A 16,767-nucleotide genomic window follows, 5' to 3' on the forward strand; every position below is an offset into this window, starting at 1 on the left:
TTTATAACTAGTTAGGTAGGTTATTGCCAATATGGATTTTGAGTAATTGATGAGTTTGCATTAATTACATCTTGTGATACCGGCCAGTAAATACCACCAGCATTTTCAAACTGTTTAAAGGTCATTGGAGTACCGTTTTTAGTGGCAAAAACAGTTTGAGGGTTTTTAATTCTGTTATATCTGATAATATCATACCATCTCCAACCTTCACCCATTAACTCTCTCCTACGCTCCTGAAAAATTGCGGCAACTAAATCTGGGGTAGCAGTTGTAAAACTGAAACCCCTCAATGCACATGCCCTATTCAGTGCGGTAAGTGCTTCGTCTCTTAAACCTAAAACAGCAAGGGCCTCGGCTCTTAATAAAGTAATTTCTTCCATCCTGCTAAACACCATCGATGAACTGAATAAGGTTACATTACCTGATGTATTAGATGGATAAATAACTTTTACTTTATTAAAAATCGGGCGCTCCGATTCAAACCCATAGAAATAATTGGTTCTGTATAAGTTCGTTACAGGATCTACGCCAAAACGAAGATCAAACGGAGTGGTAAAGGCACGAATAATGGTGTCCTTTGATACAAACATCTCTGGCTGTGTTTTTGGAATAAATGGAAAAGCTAAGGTTAGTTGCTCCAAGTGCCCGTTAGCGGTTGATAAACCGTTACCCGCCTCAAAAGGAAAACCAACCATTAAGTTTGCCCTTTTATAGGCAAATGGGCTGTAGTTATTCTGATTTTCGGTTAGCGCATTCATATCAATATAATCTAATGGATTTGCACCATCAACAAAATATTGGGTTGATTGATTATCTAAAACGAATTTCGAATAGGTGGCTGCATCGATATAATTACCCTGCCATGCGGCGATATGCGCTAAAAGGATATATGCAGATAATCGGGTAAAAACAATACCGTTCCATGATGGCCAGTTAGCTCCATAATATAAACCCGGCATAATGGGATCGGTACCACCATACCTAAAAGGTACCACCTTAGCCGCGGCCAATAACTCATTGGTTGCAAATGCTAAAACTTTTTGTTGCGGCGTTCTGCTTAGTTTTATAAACTCACCATCGTGAGAGGAAGTAAGTAAAGGCACATCGCCCCAAATTCTACTCATGTAAAAGTAAGCAAAGGCTCTTAACATTCTGGCTTGAGCTACATCTACATCAAGATTCAGTTGTGTATAACGAGGATCTAATTGTTTAATCTCTTTAGCACGCTCTACAAAAAGACTTGCAGAATTTATCGCTGCATAAAACCTTCTCCAGTTGGTAATCCTATTAATTACCGGGTAAGAAGCATTAAGCTGCCCATTTACAATAGCTTTTAAATCTGCACGTGTAGTAATGGTAAAATCGCCTTGTCTTAAATCTCCCATTAACCAATGTCCGTTATCGGCAACGGTTGCCGAACGAAGCAAGCCGTAAACAGATAAAAGGTTGGCTTTTGCGTCTTCTAAGGTTTTCCAATTGGTTTCTTCTGTAGATAATCTTGTAGATTGTACATCATCTATCTTTTTACAAGAAAAGTTACCCAAGCCGATCAGTAATACAAAAATTGCGACAGCAGTTTTGCAAAACCTATTTTCTTTATTCATTATATAATTCATGTTAATTGTATAATTATTTTATAAATCCAATTTAAAGCCCAATACAAATGTTCTTGGGATGGTTAAATTGGCACCATCATAATATCCATTGTAGTTCACCAACTCAGGATCTACACCAGAAAATTTAGTAACGGTAAACAGGTTCATAGCTGTTGCATATAAATATGCCCTTTTAACCGTTTTTCCTGATTGTTTGAAGATTACTGTTTTACCAAAATCGTAACCAAGTGTTACCGACCTTAGTTTAAGGTATGATGCATCTTCTAAGAATAAATCCTGATCTGCACGGTAAGCATCAACATCACTCCATGGGTTATAAATTGGATATGTTTTCTCGTTATCGAATATCTGCCAGGAAGAAACCTCTTTTACCGAGTTGATATCGTTACCAGCTTCGCGGTTGATAAAACCATAGCGGGTAGCTTCGTATTGGTTAATGGCTTTTTGTCCAAGTGCAAATATAAAGTTGAAATTCAGGTCGAAACTTTTATAAGCGATTGTATTGTTCCATCCACCTACAAATTTCGGCAACCTATCTCCAGTTAAAACCTTATCCTTGCTATCTATGCGGTTGTCGCCGTTATAGTCTACCCAATTTGGATCTCCAGCTTTCATCGGGATACCATTAAAAGTCCTACCAGCTGGCACCTCTGTATTGGTATTATAAATACCATTATTGGTATATAACCAATAACTTCCAACAGGTTTACCAACAGCTAATTTGTTATCTCCACTAATTACCTCTGTTAAACCATTTGGTAATGCCTTAACTTCATTCTTGTTATAGTTGATATTTAAGGTAGTATTCCAGTTTAACCCTTTTGGTTGGCTAATAATCACACCATTCAACATTAATTCTAAACCTTTATTATTAATGTCCAATCCTGATTGGTAGTTAACACTATAACCTGTTTCGAAAGGAACCGGAACGCCAATAATATTGTTATTATCGTTGCGGTTATAAGCCGAGATAGCTGCATTGATTCTATTTTTCAAGAAAGATGCATCTAAAGTAATATTGGTACGATCAGAAAAAGGTAAGGTGATACCATATCCAATAAACCCGCTCTCATATGGTCTGTTAATTCCTAACCTTCCACCATACCCAGGAATAGTTGGTTCTTCAAACCAGCCATTTTCTGAACGGTACTGAGGACCAGCAGCATACCTGTCATCAAGAAAAATTCTCAGGTTTCTACCCCATCCAGCACTAAGATTAAGGTTATCAAAAAAAGTATTGTTCTTTAAAAACTGTTCTTTTAAATTAAATGTAGCATTGAAAGCTGGCGTAGTTACCCATCTGCTATCAGGCTGGCCATTCGATGCTCCATCTCTTCTTAGCAATGCATTTATATTTAACAAGTTTTTATAGCTATACTTGGCAGAGCCATAGAAAGACATTAAATTATTTCTTTCCTTATCTATATACCTGAAAACATAAAACTCACCTCTGGCTAAAGTATTCAGGTAATCTTCGTTATAGGCTCCATTAATAAACTCCCGACCATCAACAAAGTTTAGTTTTACATAATCGTTAGGACCATTGTAGGCTCTGGCATAATTATATTTATAGGTATCGCCCTGAAAGCTCTCTCCTATTTCGAAATCAACAGTATTCGCTTTGTTAATTTCATATTTATAAGAAACGGTATTACTTTGCAATAAACGTTGGCTATAACCGAAATAGTTTGATACATAACTTACACCATCCATTAAGGTAGAAGGTGTAAAATAATCCCTAACCCCTTCATTGTAGTCAAAAATCAAACTAGATGAAATAATAAACTTGTTAACCCTGGCGCTTAATATCAAATTCCCATTTAAAATGGTATTGCGGTTATTGTCTACATTTTTATCATTCTCATTTAGGAAACTTCCATAAATAGAAGAATTAGGAGATAAAGGACTAGTTAAATCGGGGATATACCTTGTTTCTGCAAAACGATCGCGTAAACTTTTATTTCTGGTCCGATCTAAACGGGCAGCATTTACACTACTCGAAACAGTAAGCCATTTAAATGGCGCCATATTAATACCAAAAAATAAATTGTACTTATTGATATTGGTATCATCAGCACTACCCGCATTTTGGGTACCCGAACCAAAAAATCTAAAGTTTGCACGATCACCACCACCTGTAATACCTAAATCAGCAGAAAAGGTTGGTGTATTCTGATAGTATAAATCATTCCAGTTTGATGGCCCATAATATGCAGTATTAGTCGAATCTCTTAAATAAGATGCATAACCTGCATAATTTTCGGCAGAGGCATATTTCTGATAAAAAGGTTTACGGAAATTATTTTCATAAACACCATTAACAGTATTTACTTTTGGCGCGGTTACAAACCCAAAATAGGCATTTGCACTTATATCTCTAAGTCCGGCTGCTCTCGCATTTTTCGTAGTAATATAAATAGCACCATTTGCTGCATTTGGCCCAAGTTTAGCCAATTCAAACGGATCTTTAATTACAGAGATAGACTGTATATTATCTATACTGATCTGTGAAAGTAAATTAGTAGCAGGGCCAATCCTGTTAAAATCGTATTTCTGTACATCAAAAGCAAAAGGATTATCCTGAACCAATGGAACACCATTTAGGTACACTGCCGGTTGCAGTGCATAAATATCCTTTTTAGTAAACAATACACCTGATGCACCCTGCACAATAATACTTTGCTCAGTTCCAGGTTCGCCGTTTGGTTCCTGTACATAAACTCCAGCCAAATTACCTTTAACAATTTGCTGTAATGATAAATTCGGAACAGGTGTTGAGGAACGGATGTTAATCGTATCGCGTACCGTTTTAAATTTCTGTAATGCTCTAACCATTTGGCCAATTGTATCGGTTTTAATGGAATAAGCGGACGAATCTTTTTTAGCTTTTGTTGTATCTTGTTGAAAAACAAAATAACTGCCATTAGCCGTTTTAAGCCATGCCCCATGGGCATGTAAAGATTGTAATCCAAAAACAGATAAAAACAAGGCAATACAAACGCTTGTATAAATTTTAGCCATTTTATTAGTTTAATTAAAAGTTTAAGTGTTTAAAGAAGAAACTCGATTTGGTAAAATACAGTTAAGAAATTGTCCCTATTTGAGATTTTGGGCAAAGCAATGCCTGAAGACAAAAAGTAAAATTTTTGATCATGGAATGTGGTTTAAGATTGATTAATATTAATTCTTAATGCAACCTAATCGTGCATCAGAATGATTAGTTTTTGTTTGCTTGTTTGTTATATACCTTGGTTAGAGGTTCTTTGGTTATTTTACTTATTATTTGTTTTCTTGCTAGTTGACAAGATTCTTTACGCTCGTAATACTAAAATAAAATATCGGCTAGTTATGATTTGTTAATGCAAGGTATATATTAAGAAAGTTGTTTTTTATTTTTTCTTAACGCAAACGTTTGCTTAAAAAATGCGTAATAAGCTAAGCCATAAATGGCTATACACATTGAACGGCGGTATTAATCAACTAATTTTTGTTTTTTTTATAAACGATATTCTAATAATCAATAACTGTTAAGGAAAAAGCTTTAAATGATAGTTTGATAGGTTACTGAAATTAGGCTTAAAGAATCATATTCAGCCTCGCTTGTGCCCAGAAATGCTATATCATTTTTATAAATTTTGTAATTCTAAAAAGACATTGCGCAAATTAAGCGCAAACGTTTGTTTTTTTACACAAAACAAGCTCCAACACTCCGTTAGGCAGTTTTTTCTTTAAAAGCAATTAAATAAGGTATACTATTTTAAGTAATTTCTGTTCTTAATTATCAAATAAATCAAACATCAACATAATAACCAACTTTTTAAAAAAGCTGCTGTCTATAACCTTGAAAAACAATTAATAATCCATTTTACCAGCTGTTTTTTGTAGAAGCACACTAATTGATTTCATAAATCAAGCTTTCTCTTAGCTGCAGCATTCGTTTCAGCAAAAAATATATTTAGTAATATTTCTAAGTAGGAGATTTTATTAAGTAAGCCCGTTCTCTTCTAAAACACGCTTCAATACAGCTTCAGATGCAGCCTCACAAAAGTCGATTCCGGAATAATCGGGGTTATAACCACCAATGTACGGAACGGCCATAATATAGATTCTTTCATTCACTTGTCCCGCTTCATTAACCACTTGAAAATGATCGTTGATGGTGATACCAGGTACAGTTAAAAAGTAAGTATTGCCTTTTCTTATCACTAAATCATTATGCTTCATTTCTGCTTTTCCGATCTTAGCAGACTGGAATTGCAACATGGCCGGACTAACTGTTCCATTTTTGATTAAACTTTTAAATGGAAAATCATCGAAAGAAAGATGTGGCTGACCAACACAATCGATAAAGGTGTCGAAGTGAACGGTTATCTTTTGATCATCTACCTTATAATGATAATCTGCACCGCCTGTTTTTAAGGGTTCAACTTCAGCATCATCTCCAACTGCAACAATGCTCAACACACCAGCCTCATGAAGTGCCAATAATTCTCTGCACGAACTTTGGGGTACAAATGCAATTACAATAGAAATTAAGGGCATCAATACCTTTTGGAGCCGCTCCATATCTTCGGCAGAAAGGTACTTAGCAGGATAATTCATGGCAAAACTTAAAACAGCCAGGGCCTCTTTCCAATAAATAGATTTCCGCTTTTCTATTGATTTTTCGGCCTCCTCGTATTCTTTCTTAAAAAGGTCGAAAGGTTCTATTTTTTCTCTAAATGCCATCATGCCCCCCACAAACTCCTCGAGGTTCATTTCTTTAATCTGCTTATAAAAAACAGGATCTTTTTCAATGAACATTTCTTTGAAATTCTTTTCAAATACAAAATCCAAGGGTAAAAACCCTCCGTTCTTAGCTATACTCGCCTGAATTTCGGCTTTGCTGAGCGTTTCTTCCTTTCCTAAATGCGAATCTTCCAGATGAAATCGGATAGCAGGTAATAAACCACTACGCGAATGCATTACAATTTTAAATCCCTTGCTTTCTAAATCATAAGCGTAGGTTCCATCTTCATTATCTGTAAACTTTCCGTTTTGCCTTGCCAGCGTTCTTAAGGCATCAATCGCCGTTAACGATGAACCCATAATGCCAACAGCGTGGTCAAGTTTTAACGATATTTTTTTAGGTGGGTATGGAGAATCGAAATAATCAGGAATCCTGCCCTCATATTTTTTAGGCCAATTGTGCCCGGTACAGATAATAACCTGATCGAAATAAAGTTTATCATGATTTTGAACACATATGGCTACTTTATTGTCATCAATAATATCTTCTACAATGCAATTTAAGTGGACATTGGTTTTGATTCCTTTTTTAGCCGCAGCTTTTTTCAGGAGATTAAACTGAGCAGATAAGTATTCACCAAAAAATAGCCTGGGCAATACTTTGTATTCGTCAAATTTCTCTTCGCTGATGTTAAACTTTTTTAAAACCGCTTTAGGCGCAATTTTTATCCAATCTTCTATAGAATTAAAAATGATCGGAATTTCGTTGTCTGATACATTGGTTATATGTTCTACATTAGCCCCTTCGGCACTATAAGGCATACCTGCTCCCAAATAATTTTTGCGTTCGAAGATGTCTATTTCAAAGTTGGTGGCTTTAGCTTCAGTTAATCTCTTGTACATGAAAAGACCGCTAGGCCCACCGCCTATAATAGCGATTTTCTTTTTTGCTTTTTTAACATCCATTTATCGCTACCTTTATTTGTGCACCTTCATATAATCTTAAAAAGGTGAAATTGTTTTGCCTTTTTACCACAGAAACACGGAATAATTGTCCTGGTTGTCTTCCTGAGGGTTAATTTATCATATAAGAATTAATATAAGCGATGAGGAATCGTCATTGCGAAGCCAATTTTTCATTGGATGAAGCAATCTTAATGCGGTCGCTATAACACATATATGTCTATAAATTAAAGATTCTTCACTGCGTTCAGAATGACAGCAGAAAGAACTTCGGCATCTAGCTTTGTGTTCTCTGCGCCCTCTCTTTGTGTTCTCCGCGGTTAAAAGAAGATAGAAAATCACAAACCAATTATGATTGTAGCTGTTAAAAGAAAAGGCAATTAAATATGGACGAACAGCAACCTAAACTATACATGCTTTTATTGGGATCGAAAGCACCAAAAAGAAATGTAGAACAGCACGATTATTTCTTTGGCATTGCCCATTCGCTTAAAGCGCTTGTTCCCGAAATTAAAGCTTTTTGGCCCGAAGCTGGAACCAGTATACATATAGATGGCTGGCGGGAAGTGAATAAGGTCGATAATTATGAAATCAACATTAAATTAAGAGAGAACCATACTACCCTTCCTGCTAATAAACTATTTTTCATTAACCTTGGTGGCTACCAATCGAACCAACTATACGAACAACATTATATTGTTTTATCTGTACATGATGAAAGGGCCAAGGCTATACAGGAGGCGAAGAAAACGGTATTCTTTAAAACCAATTCGATAAAAGGCGCAAATGCCCACATCGATGAAAAGTATGGTGTTGATGTTGATGATATTTATAAAATTGAAGATATTTTAAGCGAAGAATCGAAACAAAAATACCATATCGAAATAAAAACATCTTCAGGCGATCTACCTGAAGATGAAATTCATTTGGGTTATTTTAAACTAGATAAACTTTAATAGCATTATTTTTTCGATAGTTTTTTTAACCACGCCACTACGTCAGCCGCTGCTTTATCATTTTCGAAACCCATTTCTTTTGGTAAACGTCCATTAACATATTCATCATACAACCATGGGTCGGCAATGGCAATTGCTGTTCCTTTACCATATTTAGCCGAAGCAATAACTGTTGCATTAGCTGCATTTTTCAAAACAGGTTTTGCACCATTCTTGGTCTCAATAGCGCAAACATCTTTCATAAATATTTTTTGTGCCGTTTTAAATACAGGATTTTTTTTGGTAGAAATGGCACCATCTTCAAAATGTTTATCATCAATAACATGGTTTTGCATCTCATTGCTAAAGTGCATACCAAATACATTGGCTAGCTTATTAAAGTGTGGCAACTCCACGTTTGCGCTATCGTTAGCAAACATTACCAATATGCCTCCTTGTTTTACCCATGTAGAAATTTCTGTAATATCTGCTGCCTGTATATAATTTGGTTTTGGATTTTCTTTTGGTCGATCAGGATCTACAATTAGATATACATCAGTTCCTTTTAGCTTGGCTGCAGTAGGGGCTGTTTCTAAAGAATCTAACTTAAAGCCTTGTTTCTTAAAGATGTTTCCTAAAATAAAGAAGTTCCCATAATCGCTTTTGCCCCATAAATAATGAAAACGCTCTACCTCTCCAGCTTTATTTTTTCGGGTTTCGCGATTAAAAAAATAATCTAAAGTAACGGTTTGTGCACTCGCCAGAACAGATGAGCAGATTAAAATAGAAAGGGTGAAAACTCTAAAAAACATTTTCATAAAATATATCGGGTTAAATTGTAAATATCAATAACCCAAAAGTATAAAATTTAACCATAATGAAATTGCTACAATCAATCTCGATAGGCATAATTAACTATAAAATTTATTCAACGTAAAGCTAAATTGATTTACCACAACAAAAAAAATACCGTGCCTCCCTTAAAATCAATATAACAGGTTTAGAGCCAATGCAGGTAATCTTGCTCTCCATCATTCTTTTTCTTGTTTACTTTAAGGCGCTTTTTGTACAAAGCCACTAAAAAGAAAGCAATTATCAGAAAGGTAGCACCTATCTGCGCAATACTTTCTAAATCGAGATCGAACATATCGTTTGTTTTGTAGGTTTAACTATTAATTTACCCTTACCTGTTCTCCTTTCGCCGTTATGGCCACCGGGCTACTCGCCATAAATCCCTGAGGGATCTTAGGCGCTATCCAGGTAGATTTGGGCGGCAAAAACTTACCCTTTTCTGCTGTATTAATAAATGCATCCGCTGTCATCGGAAAAAGAGAAAAACCAATTGACGTTTCATCGTGATTCAGCGCTTCAAGAAATTGAGACCATTTGCAATCCGGAAAGCAGACTAGTCTTTCGTCTTCCTTTGGTTTATTGATACCCAGCACGGCCGACAGGATTTTATTTTGTAAAATCACCGTATCTGGCACTTCTGACAGTGCAGTAGAAGCTTTATTTAAATCCAGTTGGTACCATTCGCCTTTAAAAAAAAGGCCTAACCTGTTCTTCTGATCAGGTTTATAAGCTTTGTTATTGGGAATTTTTGAGATATAATAATAAGCTTTCAGTTTTTCCATCAGCAGCGAATAAGAAATATCTACACCTGAAACCATTCTGTGAAAGGCACCTATCGAAATTACATCGGCAGAAACAAATAGCGAACTGATCTGCTGAGCTGTATTTTTCTGCAACGAACAGGCAGCTTCCAAACGATGATGACCATCTGCAAGGTAAACCGCATGAAGTTTCATAAACGCTTCTACAAATTTTTCAATAACATCTTCCTCCAATACCTGATAAAGGAAATGCCCCATTTGCGACCATTCACTTACCAAAGGTTTACGCGTACGCACCACAAAATCGATAAGCGCATCTAAAGTTTTATCTTTTTTATGGACCAATAAAATTGGTGATTTTTGCGTTGCTTTATTTTTAAGATCTATTTTAAGTGATTCTACTTTCGACGATACCGTTTCTTCGTGCCTTTTAATTGCGTTTACCGGTGTTTGAGAGAGATCGGTAGCTGCCCAAATCCCCCGCATTATACCAAATTCGCTACGGAACTCGTAAACATAAATAGCAGGCCGATCATCCAAAGGACATCCGAATAGATTAAGCAGGTCTTCAAACGAAAGCTGCTCATTTTTATGCACCTTACCGTTTACCTGATCAGAAATCATCAGATCAAAGATGTCTTTACCCGGCTGTAATGCCTTTAATGGAGAGATTTTTATCATCGTTTAACGGATTATTCGAGTTCAAGAACTGTTTTATCACTGTATATTTTTTCAAAGCTGGCCATTGCATTTACCAATACTTCAACGCTCGATAATGGAAGCGCATTGTAAAGTGAAGCCCTAAATCCACCAACTGTTCTATAGCCTTTTATGCCTACAATTCCCTGGTCTGCTGCAAATTTTAAAAACCCGGTCTCTACCTCTTTGTTAATGGCTAAGAAAGTAACGTTCATTCGAGAACGATGCTCAACATCGGCCGTACCATAAAAAAGCGGATTACGGTCTATTTCGGCGTATAATAATTTTGCCTTTTCTATATTTCTTTGTTCTATTCCAGTAACACCACCCTGATCTTTCAGCCACAATAAATTAAGCATGGCCACATAAATAGAAAAAACCGGTGGTGTATTGTACATGCTCATATTATCGCGGAATACCCGATAATCCAACATTGATGGGATTTCTTTTTTGGCCTGGTTAAGGAATTCATTTTTAGCAATGACCAAGGTCATCCCAGCTGGCCCCATATTCTTTTGCGCTCCTGCATAAATAAGATCAAAATCAGTGATGTTAATTTTTCTGGAAAAAATATCTGATGACATATCGCATATAAACGGTGCACTGGCAGTAGGGAAATCAAATATTTCTGTTCCCTCAATCGTATTATTTGAAGTACAATGCAGGTATGCAGCTTGCTTATCGTTATTAAACTCAGCTGGAATATAAGCATAATCTTTATCTTTCGAAGAAGCCACGATCTCTACTTCGCCAAACAATTTGGCCTCTTTAATGGCTTTTTGCGCAAAATATCCTGTATCAAGATAAGCAGCTTTTTTTCCTTCACTCAAAAAATTCATCGGAACCATAGCAAATTGTGTACTGGCCCCACCCTGTAAAAAAAGCACCGAATACTGATCTGGAACAGACAATAACTCGCGCACCAAAAGCTGGGTTTTAAGTACTACATCTTCAAATTCTGGCGATCGATGAGAAACCTCTAAAATAGATAAACCCATCCCTCCCCAATTGATTACGGCCTGAGCAGCTTGCTCCATTACAGATGACGGCAATATGCATGGGCCGGCACCGAAATTGTGTTTTTTATGCATGAGAAAAATAATATTCGGTTAAATTAATTACAGCGTAAAGATCAGTAGTTAAGCAAATTATACCGCAACAACTTATTTTTTTGGTAAAAATTATTTTTTATCAAAGCCTAAACATCCTAAAAATTTGGTTTGGCATATCAGGAAAATAAGCTGACAGAATATAATTTTTATTTCCACTCCATAATTTCTACTATTATTGTAATATATACACTAAGTACATTTTTAAATAACGACAATAAATATTATAAATATACCTTATTTTAACTATTTTTAGCCTTTACAAAAGCGAACAAAAAAGAAAAAATTGTACACTAAGTATTCACATGCAACCTCAAAAAGTTGATCAGACTGATATAGAAATTCTAAATCTTTTACAACGTGATGGATTATTAACCTATAAAGAAGTTTCGGGAAAGCTTAGAAAAAGCATGACCCACATTGTAGATCGCATTAAAAAACTGCGGTCAAACGGCTACATCAAATCAACAGTTGCCATTGTAGACATCGATAAACTGAGGTCGCATTTTATAGCCTTTCCGCACATTCAGCTTACCACACATTCGGAAGATATTGTAAGGGCATTTAAGGCCGAAATGGAAAAATACCCAGAAGTGATGGAATGTTATCACCTTACCGGGCATTTCGATTTTATGCTTAAAGTGGCCATGCCCGATATGGTTTCTTACAACAATTTCCTCAGGGATAATATAGGTGCATTGGCTTACGTAGGAAATATCCAGAGCTTTTTGGTGCTTAATCAATCTAAAGCCGAAACCGCGTATGCTTTGTAGACTGGTTAACCGGTTAATTGTTGAAATCGGTTCATCGATTCCAAATTAGCGGCTTAATCCTCAATATCCAATTTGAAGTGATCTAATAAACCCGAAAGGTTAGCAGGTGAAAATCTGGCTTTTTTCATGTTGTTCAACGCGGGGTCGAAAGAAAAATTCCTTGCGGTGCGGAAATCAGTTTTTTCCAGAATTGTGCGGTTAAAAGAGGTTGCCGTGAGGTCGCAATGATTAAAAACAGCTGAAGATAAATCGGCCGATTCAAAATCGACTTCCTTTAGCAAGCAGTTAATAAAATTCGTTTTCCTGAGCTTGGTACCATAAAAAACAGAATAATCTAAAATGCATCCCTTAAAACAAAAGGAGAACATAAATTTATTGCAGGTAGAAAAATCAATACCCAGTATTTTACAGTCTGTGAATGTAATGTTACTAAAACCTGTACCTGTTACCTGAGTGAGCGAGAAATTACAGTGGCTAAATTCACAGTCAACAAAATCGTTATGGCTTAAGTCACTTTTAGAAAAATCGCACCTTATAAATTCACACTTAATAAACTCTCGCTTTTGCAGCTGTTTACCCGCGTAATTGATATCGGTAAAAGTTTTATTTTGATGAACGGTTGTTTCGCTGGGTTCTAGCATAAAAATTATAGTTTGACAACTGTGGCAGGAAAAGATATTGCAGCTTAAAGTTTAATGAGCGTTTCTAAAATCTGTTGCTTTTTCTTGTCACTGATATCATAAACCCCCAGGTTATCCGAATACCATAATCCATCGGCAACAAGCATCACAATCAGGTGTTTTATGCCCTGCTCGCTATCATCACCATGACCAATGTGCGTACTAAACCATTCACCCCAGCCTTTACGGTACGCTGGATTGATGAGAATAACCTGAGTAATAATTTTCATCGTTCTTCTATAAAACAGGTCGTTACTTTTACCAATAATAAAGCGCAGGAAAGCCAAACTTCCCACCTCCTTACCCGACGACTTTTTTTCTTCTACAATCCACTCAGTAAGCTCGACCAAACTTTGGTTCATCAATTCTTTTAGCAGATCTTCTTTGTTACGGAAATGGTGGATAATCCCCCCCTTGCTCAAACCCGTTTTATCGGCAATTGCCTGAAACGTAACACGATGCCAATCTGATGCGCCGATTTCTGCCGCTGCTGCTAAAATAAGTTGTTTGCTTACCTCAGGCTCTTTTTTTCTTTTATAGGGGTTTTCCATACAACAAAGATACCGAACGTTTGGTTTGTTTACAAATTATTATTACGTTTGCATAGACAAAAGATCAGCTTCAGCTATGGATTGATCTTGAAAATCCATTAACTATTCCTAAAAATATGTCCAGATACGTCACCATCATCTCTACCATTATCGAAAATGCAAACGATAAGAGTCTTGTTGCCCTGGCCATTGCAGGCTTGGATGGCGTTTCTGAATGGTCTATCGATCTGGACGACATTGACAAAGTAATACGGATTGTTTCAGTGTGGGATATCAGTACAGCATGTTGCGAAAAATTGGCGCTGTTTGGGATAAAAGCATCGGTAATGCAGATTTTTGATGATCGTTATCACCTGATGTAGTGCGCTAAACCTGTCAGATGGTAACATCTGACAACACGAAAAAACAGTCAACTGGAAATTGCCAATTGCTAACTGTTTATCCCCATGGCGTACAGGATAATATTTACGCCGAACTTGGTATTGTCTTCAGCTAAAAAACGTTTGTTCCTGAAATCGTAATCCCATTCGCAACCATAATCTTTATTGCTATAAAGCACTCCTATCCTATTGTTAATGGTAATTGCTTTCAGGTAATCGTGCACAAGATCATCGCCCCAGCCGTTTAACTCGAAAGAAGTGGTTGGTGGTCCCTTCTCAAACTTAAAGAAAGAACTATAAATACCATGGTTATTAGGGATTTTCTTCAAAGCCTGAGGGCCAAAAAGGTTGCTCATTTGTGTTTCGAACGAACGGGCAAATAAACCATCAATATCATGATTGCAATCATCTACAAAAACGAAACCTCCGTTATGCACATAGGTTTTAAAATTTACTGCTTCTTGCTGACTAAATTGAACCAGTTTGTGCCCGCTTAAATAACAGAAAGGATATTTAAATAAATCGCGGCTGCTCAGCTCTACAATTTTCTCTTCTTCATCCAACGGAATGGTTGTATACTCGAGAAGAGAATTTAAGAGGTTAGAAGGCATGCGTTGATCGGTATCCCAATCGCCTGAATTATATTTTAACCTCGCAAATGTAAATTTAGCTCTCTGCATCACCCTAAAATTACCTTCATTTTTTATTATTCTGCTTTTTTATCTTAATTATCATGTAAATTTTTTGATATTCTTTTCTATAAGGCTAAAACTATCTATCAATATGCCCTATATTGAAGCACAATATCGTTATACTAAAAAATCAACCGTTTTGGAGCGTTCAGAAAGCAACCTAAAAATATTGATCGATAAGATCTCCCTTTTAAAAAGCGAAATACAAAAAGTAATTGTGGGTCAGGATGTGATCATTGAAGAAATGCTGATCGCTTTAATGGCTGGCGGACATTGTTTACTGGAAGGTGTACCGGGTTTGGCAAAAACTTTAATGGTAAGAACAATGTCTCAGGCTTTAGATCTTTCTTTTAGAAGAATCCAGTTTACACCCGACTTAATGCCTACCGATATTGTGGGCACCGAAATATTGGAAGAAGACCACGTAACGGGAAAACGTTTTTTTAAATTTAACAAAGGTCCTTTGTTTGCCAATATTATCCTGGCAGATGAGGTGAACAGAACGCCCCCAAAAACCCAATCGGCACTATTAGAGGCCATGCAGGAATTTGAAGTAACCTACGGTGGACAAACTTATCCTTTAGATCGGCCATTTTTTATTCTGGCTACGCAAAACCCGATTGAACAGGCCGGAACTTACCCCCTGCCTGAAGCACAGTTAGACCGTTTTCTTTTGTACATCAAAATCGGTTACCCAACGGCAGCCGAAGAAACTCAGATTTTAAGCAGTACAACGGGCAGTAAAAAAGCGGTGGTCAACCCGATTATCGGTGCAGAAGAAATCAAAGAACTGCAGGCCATTACCCGCGAAGTAAGCATCAGCGATGATTTAATTACTTATGTAAGCGAAATCATCCGCGCTACCCGACCTGATACCACCACTGTAAATTTTGTAAAAGAATGGGTGCGTTGGGGTGCAGGCCCAAGGGCCGGACAGGCACTGATTTTAACAGCAAAAGCAAGAGCCTTATTTAAAGGCAGGTATGCTGTAATAATGGAGGATTTACAGGCCATGGCTTATCCGGTACTTCGCCATCGGGTATTGATGAATTTTAAGGCAGAAGCCGAAAATGTTTCATCCGATAAAGTTACAGAAGAACTGATTAAAGCCATTTCGAAACCAAAAGCCAATATTTAATGAGTAAATTGCTCGATCCAAAAGTATTGATGGCCATTAAAGACCTTTCATTATCGGCTAAAATGACGATTGATGGTTTTATGAACGGCATTAATAAAAGTACCGTAAAGGGACCGGGATTGGAGTTTAGCCAATACAGAAGTTATCAACCCGGCGATGATTTACGATCGCTCGACTGGAAAATGTTTGCCCGCTCCGACCGTTATTATATCCGCGAATCGGAAGTGGAAACGAATATTGCCGTTCGCATATTAATAGATGCCAGTGCCTCGATGAACCATAGTGATGGCGATTTTACCAAAATAGATTATGCAAAATATCTTAGTGCATCTTTAGCTTACCTCGCCAATTTACAGGGCGATGCCATTGGTTTATATGTACTGAAAAATTCAGGGATTTTTTCCATGACCCCAAAGCAGGATTACCAGCATTTGGCCCGGTTGTTTTACCAGTTGGAGCAGATCAATCCCAATGGAGCATTCACCAAACCCATTCATTATAAAGAATTGTTTGCCGGAGCCCAAAAACGCGAATTGCTGATTTTCATCACCGATCTTTATCAAAAAGAAGATGAAATAATCAAGTTATTGGATACATTGAATACTTTAAGACACGAGATCGTGGTTTTTCATGTGTTATCAAGAAATGAACTGAATCTTGATTTTAAAGGTTACAGCACTTTCGAAGACCTGGAAACAGGAGAAACCATTCAGATTGATCAAACCAAAGCGAGGGCCAATTATCAAAACAAGCTTAATGCTTACCTGGAAGAAACCAGGACAAAGCTGCTTGATAGAAGGATTTTTTACCGGACAATTACAACCGATGAACCTTTAGACCAGGCATTGAGGGATTTTTTAAAACAAAGAAGTAAACTTAGAATTTAAGCC

General features: G+C 36.8%; 15 protein-coding genes. 5 read left to right on the forward strand and 10 right to left on the reverse strand.

Going from position 1 to position 16,767, the window contains the following annotated elements; all coding sequences use genetic code 11:
• Positions 1–20: 20 nt before the first annotated feature.
• The 3 genes from LQ227_RS02035 to LQ227_RS02045 form a co-directional block, all read right to left on the reverse strand.
• Positions 21–1,604, reverse strand: a complete 1,584-nt coding sequence (locus tag LQ227_RS02035; protein WP_230148009.1) for a RagB/SusD family nutrient uptake outer membrane protein — start codon at positions 1,602–1,604, stop codon at positions 21–23.
• A gap of 30 nt (positions 1,605–1,634) precedes the next feature.
• The gene (locus tag LQ227_RS02040; RefSeq protein WP_230143879.1) at positions 1,635–4,637 is read right to left on the reverse strand and encodes a TonB-dependent receptor plug domain-containing protein; all 3,003 of its coding nucleotides are present in this window, start codon (positions 4,635–4,637) and stop codon (positions 1,635–1,637) included.
• A 963-nt stretch (positions 4,638–5,600) separates the two neighbouring features.
• The gene (locus tag LQ227_RS02045) at positions 5,601–7,310 is read right to left on the reverse strand and encodes an FAD/NAD(P)-binding protein (RefSeq protein WP_230148011.1); all 1,710 of its coding nucleotides are present in this window, start codon (positions 7,308–7,310) and stop codon (positions 5,601–5,603) included.
• Positions 7,311–7,693: 383 nt separating this feature from the next.
• Between LQ227_RS02045 and LQ227_RS02050 the strand changes: the two genes are divergently transcribed.
• Entirely contained in the window at positions 7,694–8,263 is a 570-nt protein-coding gene (locus LQ227_RS02050) for a DUF1543 domain-containing protein (protein ID WP_230148013.1), read from the forward strand.
• 5 nt (positions 8,264–8,268) lie between these two features.
• Here LQ227_RS02050 and LQ227_RS02055 read toward each other — a convergent pair whose 3' ends face one another.
• The 4 genes from LQ227_RS02055 to serC all read right to left on the reverse strand — a co-directional run bounded on the left by LQ227_RS02055 (position 8,269) and on the right by serC (position 11,645).
• Positions 8,269–9,060, reverse strand: coding sequence for a lacto-N-biose phosphorylase central domain-containing protein (locus tag LQ227_RS02055; protein ID WP_230148015.1), 792 nt, complete (start codon positions 9,058–9,060; stop codon positions 8,269–8,271).
• A gap of 182 nt (positions 9,061–9,242) precedes the next feature.
• On the reverse strand, positions 9,243–9,389 hold the full coding sequence (locus LQ227_RS02060) for a hypothetical protein (RefSeq protein WP_165456383.1): 147 nt from the start codon (positions 9,387–9,389) through the stop codon (positions 9,243–9,245).
• Between the two features lie 25 nt (positions 9,390–9,414).
• Positions 9,415–10,536, reverse strand: coding sequence for a DUF1015 family protein (locus tag LQ227_RS02065; protein WP_230148017.1), 1,122 nt, complete (start codon positions 10,534–10,536; stop codon positions 9,415–9,417).
• 11 nt (positions 10,537–10,547) lie between these two features.
• Positions 10,548–11,645, reverse strand: a complete 1,098-nt coding sequence (gene serC, locus LQ227_RS02070; protein ID WP_230148019.1) for a 3-phosphoserine/phosphohydroxythreonine transaminase — start codon at positions 11,643–11,645, stop codon at positions 10,548–10,550.
• Between the two features lie 323 nt (positions 11,646–11,968).
• Here serC and LQ227_RS02075 point away from each other — a divergent pair, with 323 nt between their 5' ends.
• Positions 11,969–12,436 carry an Lrp/AsnC family transcriptional regulator gene (locus tag LQ227_RS02075; RefSeq protein ID WP_230148021.1) on the forward strand — a complete coding sequence of 156 codons (468 nt, stop codon included), beginning with the start codon at positions 11,969–11,971 and terminating at the stop codon, positions 12,434–12,436.
• A gap of 53 nt (positions 12,437–12,489) precedes the next feature.
• On the opposite strand, the gene LQ227_RS02080 is transcribed toward LQ227_RS02075, so the two are convergent.
• Both LQ227_RS02080 and LQ227_RS02085 read right to left on the reverse strand, forming a co-directional pair.
• Positions 12,490–13,077 carry a pentapeptide repeat-containing protein gene (locus LQ227_RS02080; protein ID WP_230148023.1) on the reverse strand — a complete coding sequence of 196 codons (588 nt, stop codon included), beginning with the start codon at positions 13,075–13,077 and terminating at the stop codon, positions 12,490–12,492.
• Positions 13,078–13,121: 44 nt separating this feature from the next.
• Positions 13,122–13,667 carry a TetR/AcrR family transcriptional regulator gene (locus LQ227_RS02085; protein ID WP_230148025.1) on the reverse strand — a complete coding sequence of 182 codons (546 nt, stop codon included), beginning with the start codon at positions 13,665–13,667 and terminating at the stop codon, positions 13,122–13,124.
• 116 nt (positions 13,668–13,783) lie between these two features.
• Here LQ227_RS02085 and LQ227_RS02090 point away from each other — a divergent pair, with 116 nt between their 5' ends.
• On the forward strand, positions 13,784–14,029 hold the full coding sequence (locus LQ227_RS02090) for a hypothetical protein (RefSeq protein ID WP_230143866.1): 246 nt from the start codon (positions 13,784–13,786) through the stop codon (positions 14,027–14,029).
• Positions 14,030–14,097: 68 nt separating this feature from the next.
• On the opposite strand, the gene LQ227_RS02095 is transcribed toward LQ227_RS02090, so the two are convergent.
• Positions 14,098–14,727 (reverse strand): DUF4159 domain-containing protein, encoded by a 630-nt coding sequence (locus LQ227_RS02095; protein ID WP_086545324.1) that lies wholly within the window; start codon positions 14,725–14,727, stop codon positions 14,098–14,100.
• Between the two features lie 103 nt (positions 14,728–14,830).
• Between LQ227_RS02095 and LQ227_RS02100 the strand changes: the two genes are divergently transcribed.
• Positions 14,831–15,877, forward strand: a complete 1,047-nt coding sequence (locus LQ227_RS02100) for a MoxR family ATPase (protein ID WP_230143865.1) — start codon at positions 14,831–14,833, stop codon at positions 15,875–15,877.
• Positions 15,877–16,764, forward strand: coding sequence for a DUF58 domain-containing protein (locus LQ227_RS02105; protein ID WP_230143864.1), 888 nt, complete (start codon positions 15,877–15,879; stop codon positions 16,762–16,764). The genes LQ227_RS02100 and LQ227_RS02105 overlap by 1 nt, the downstream gene beginning before the upstream one ends.
• Positions 16,765–16,767 lie beyond the last annotated feature (3 nt).

Source organism: Pedobacter sp. Bi27 (assembly GCF_918698255.1).
GTDB lineage: Bacteria > Bacteroidota > Bacteroidia > Sphingobacteriales > Sphingobacteriaceae > Pedobacter.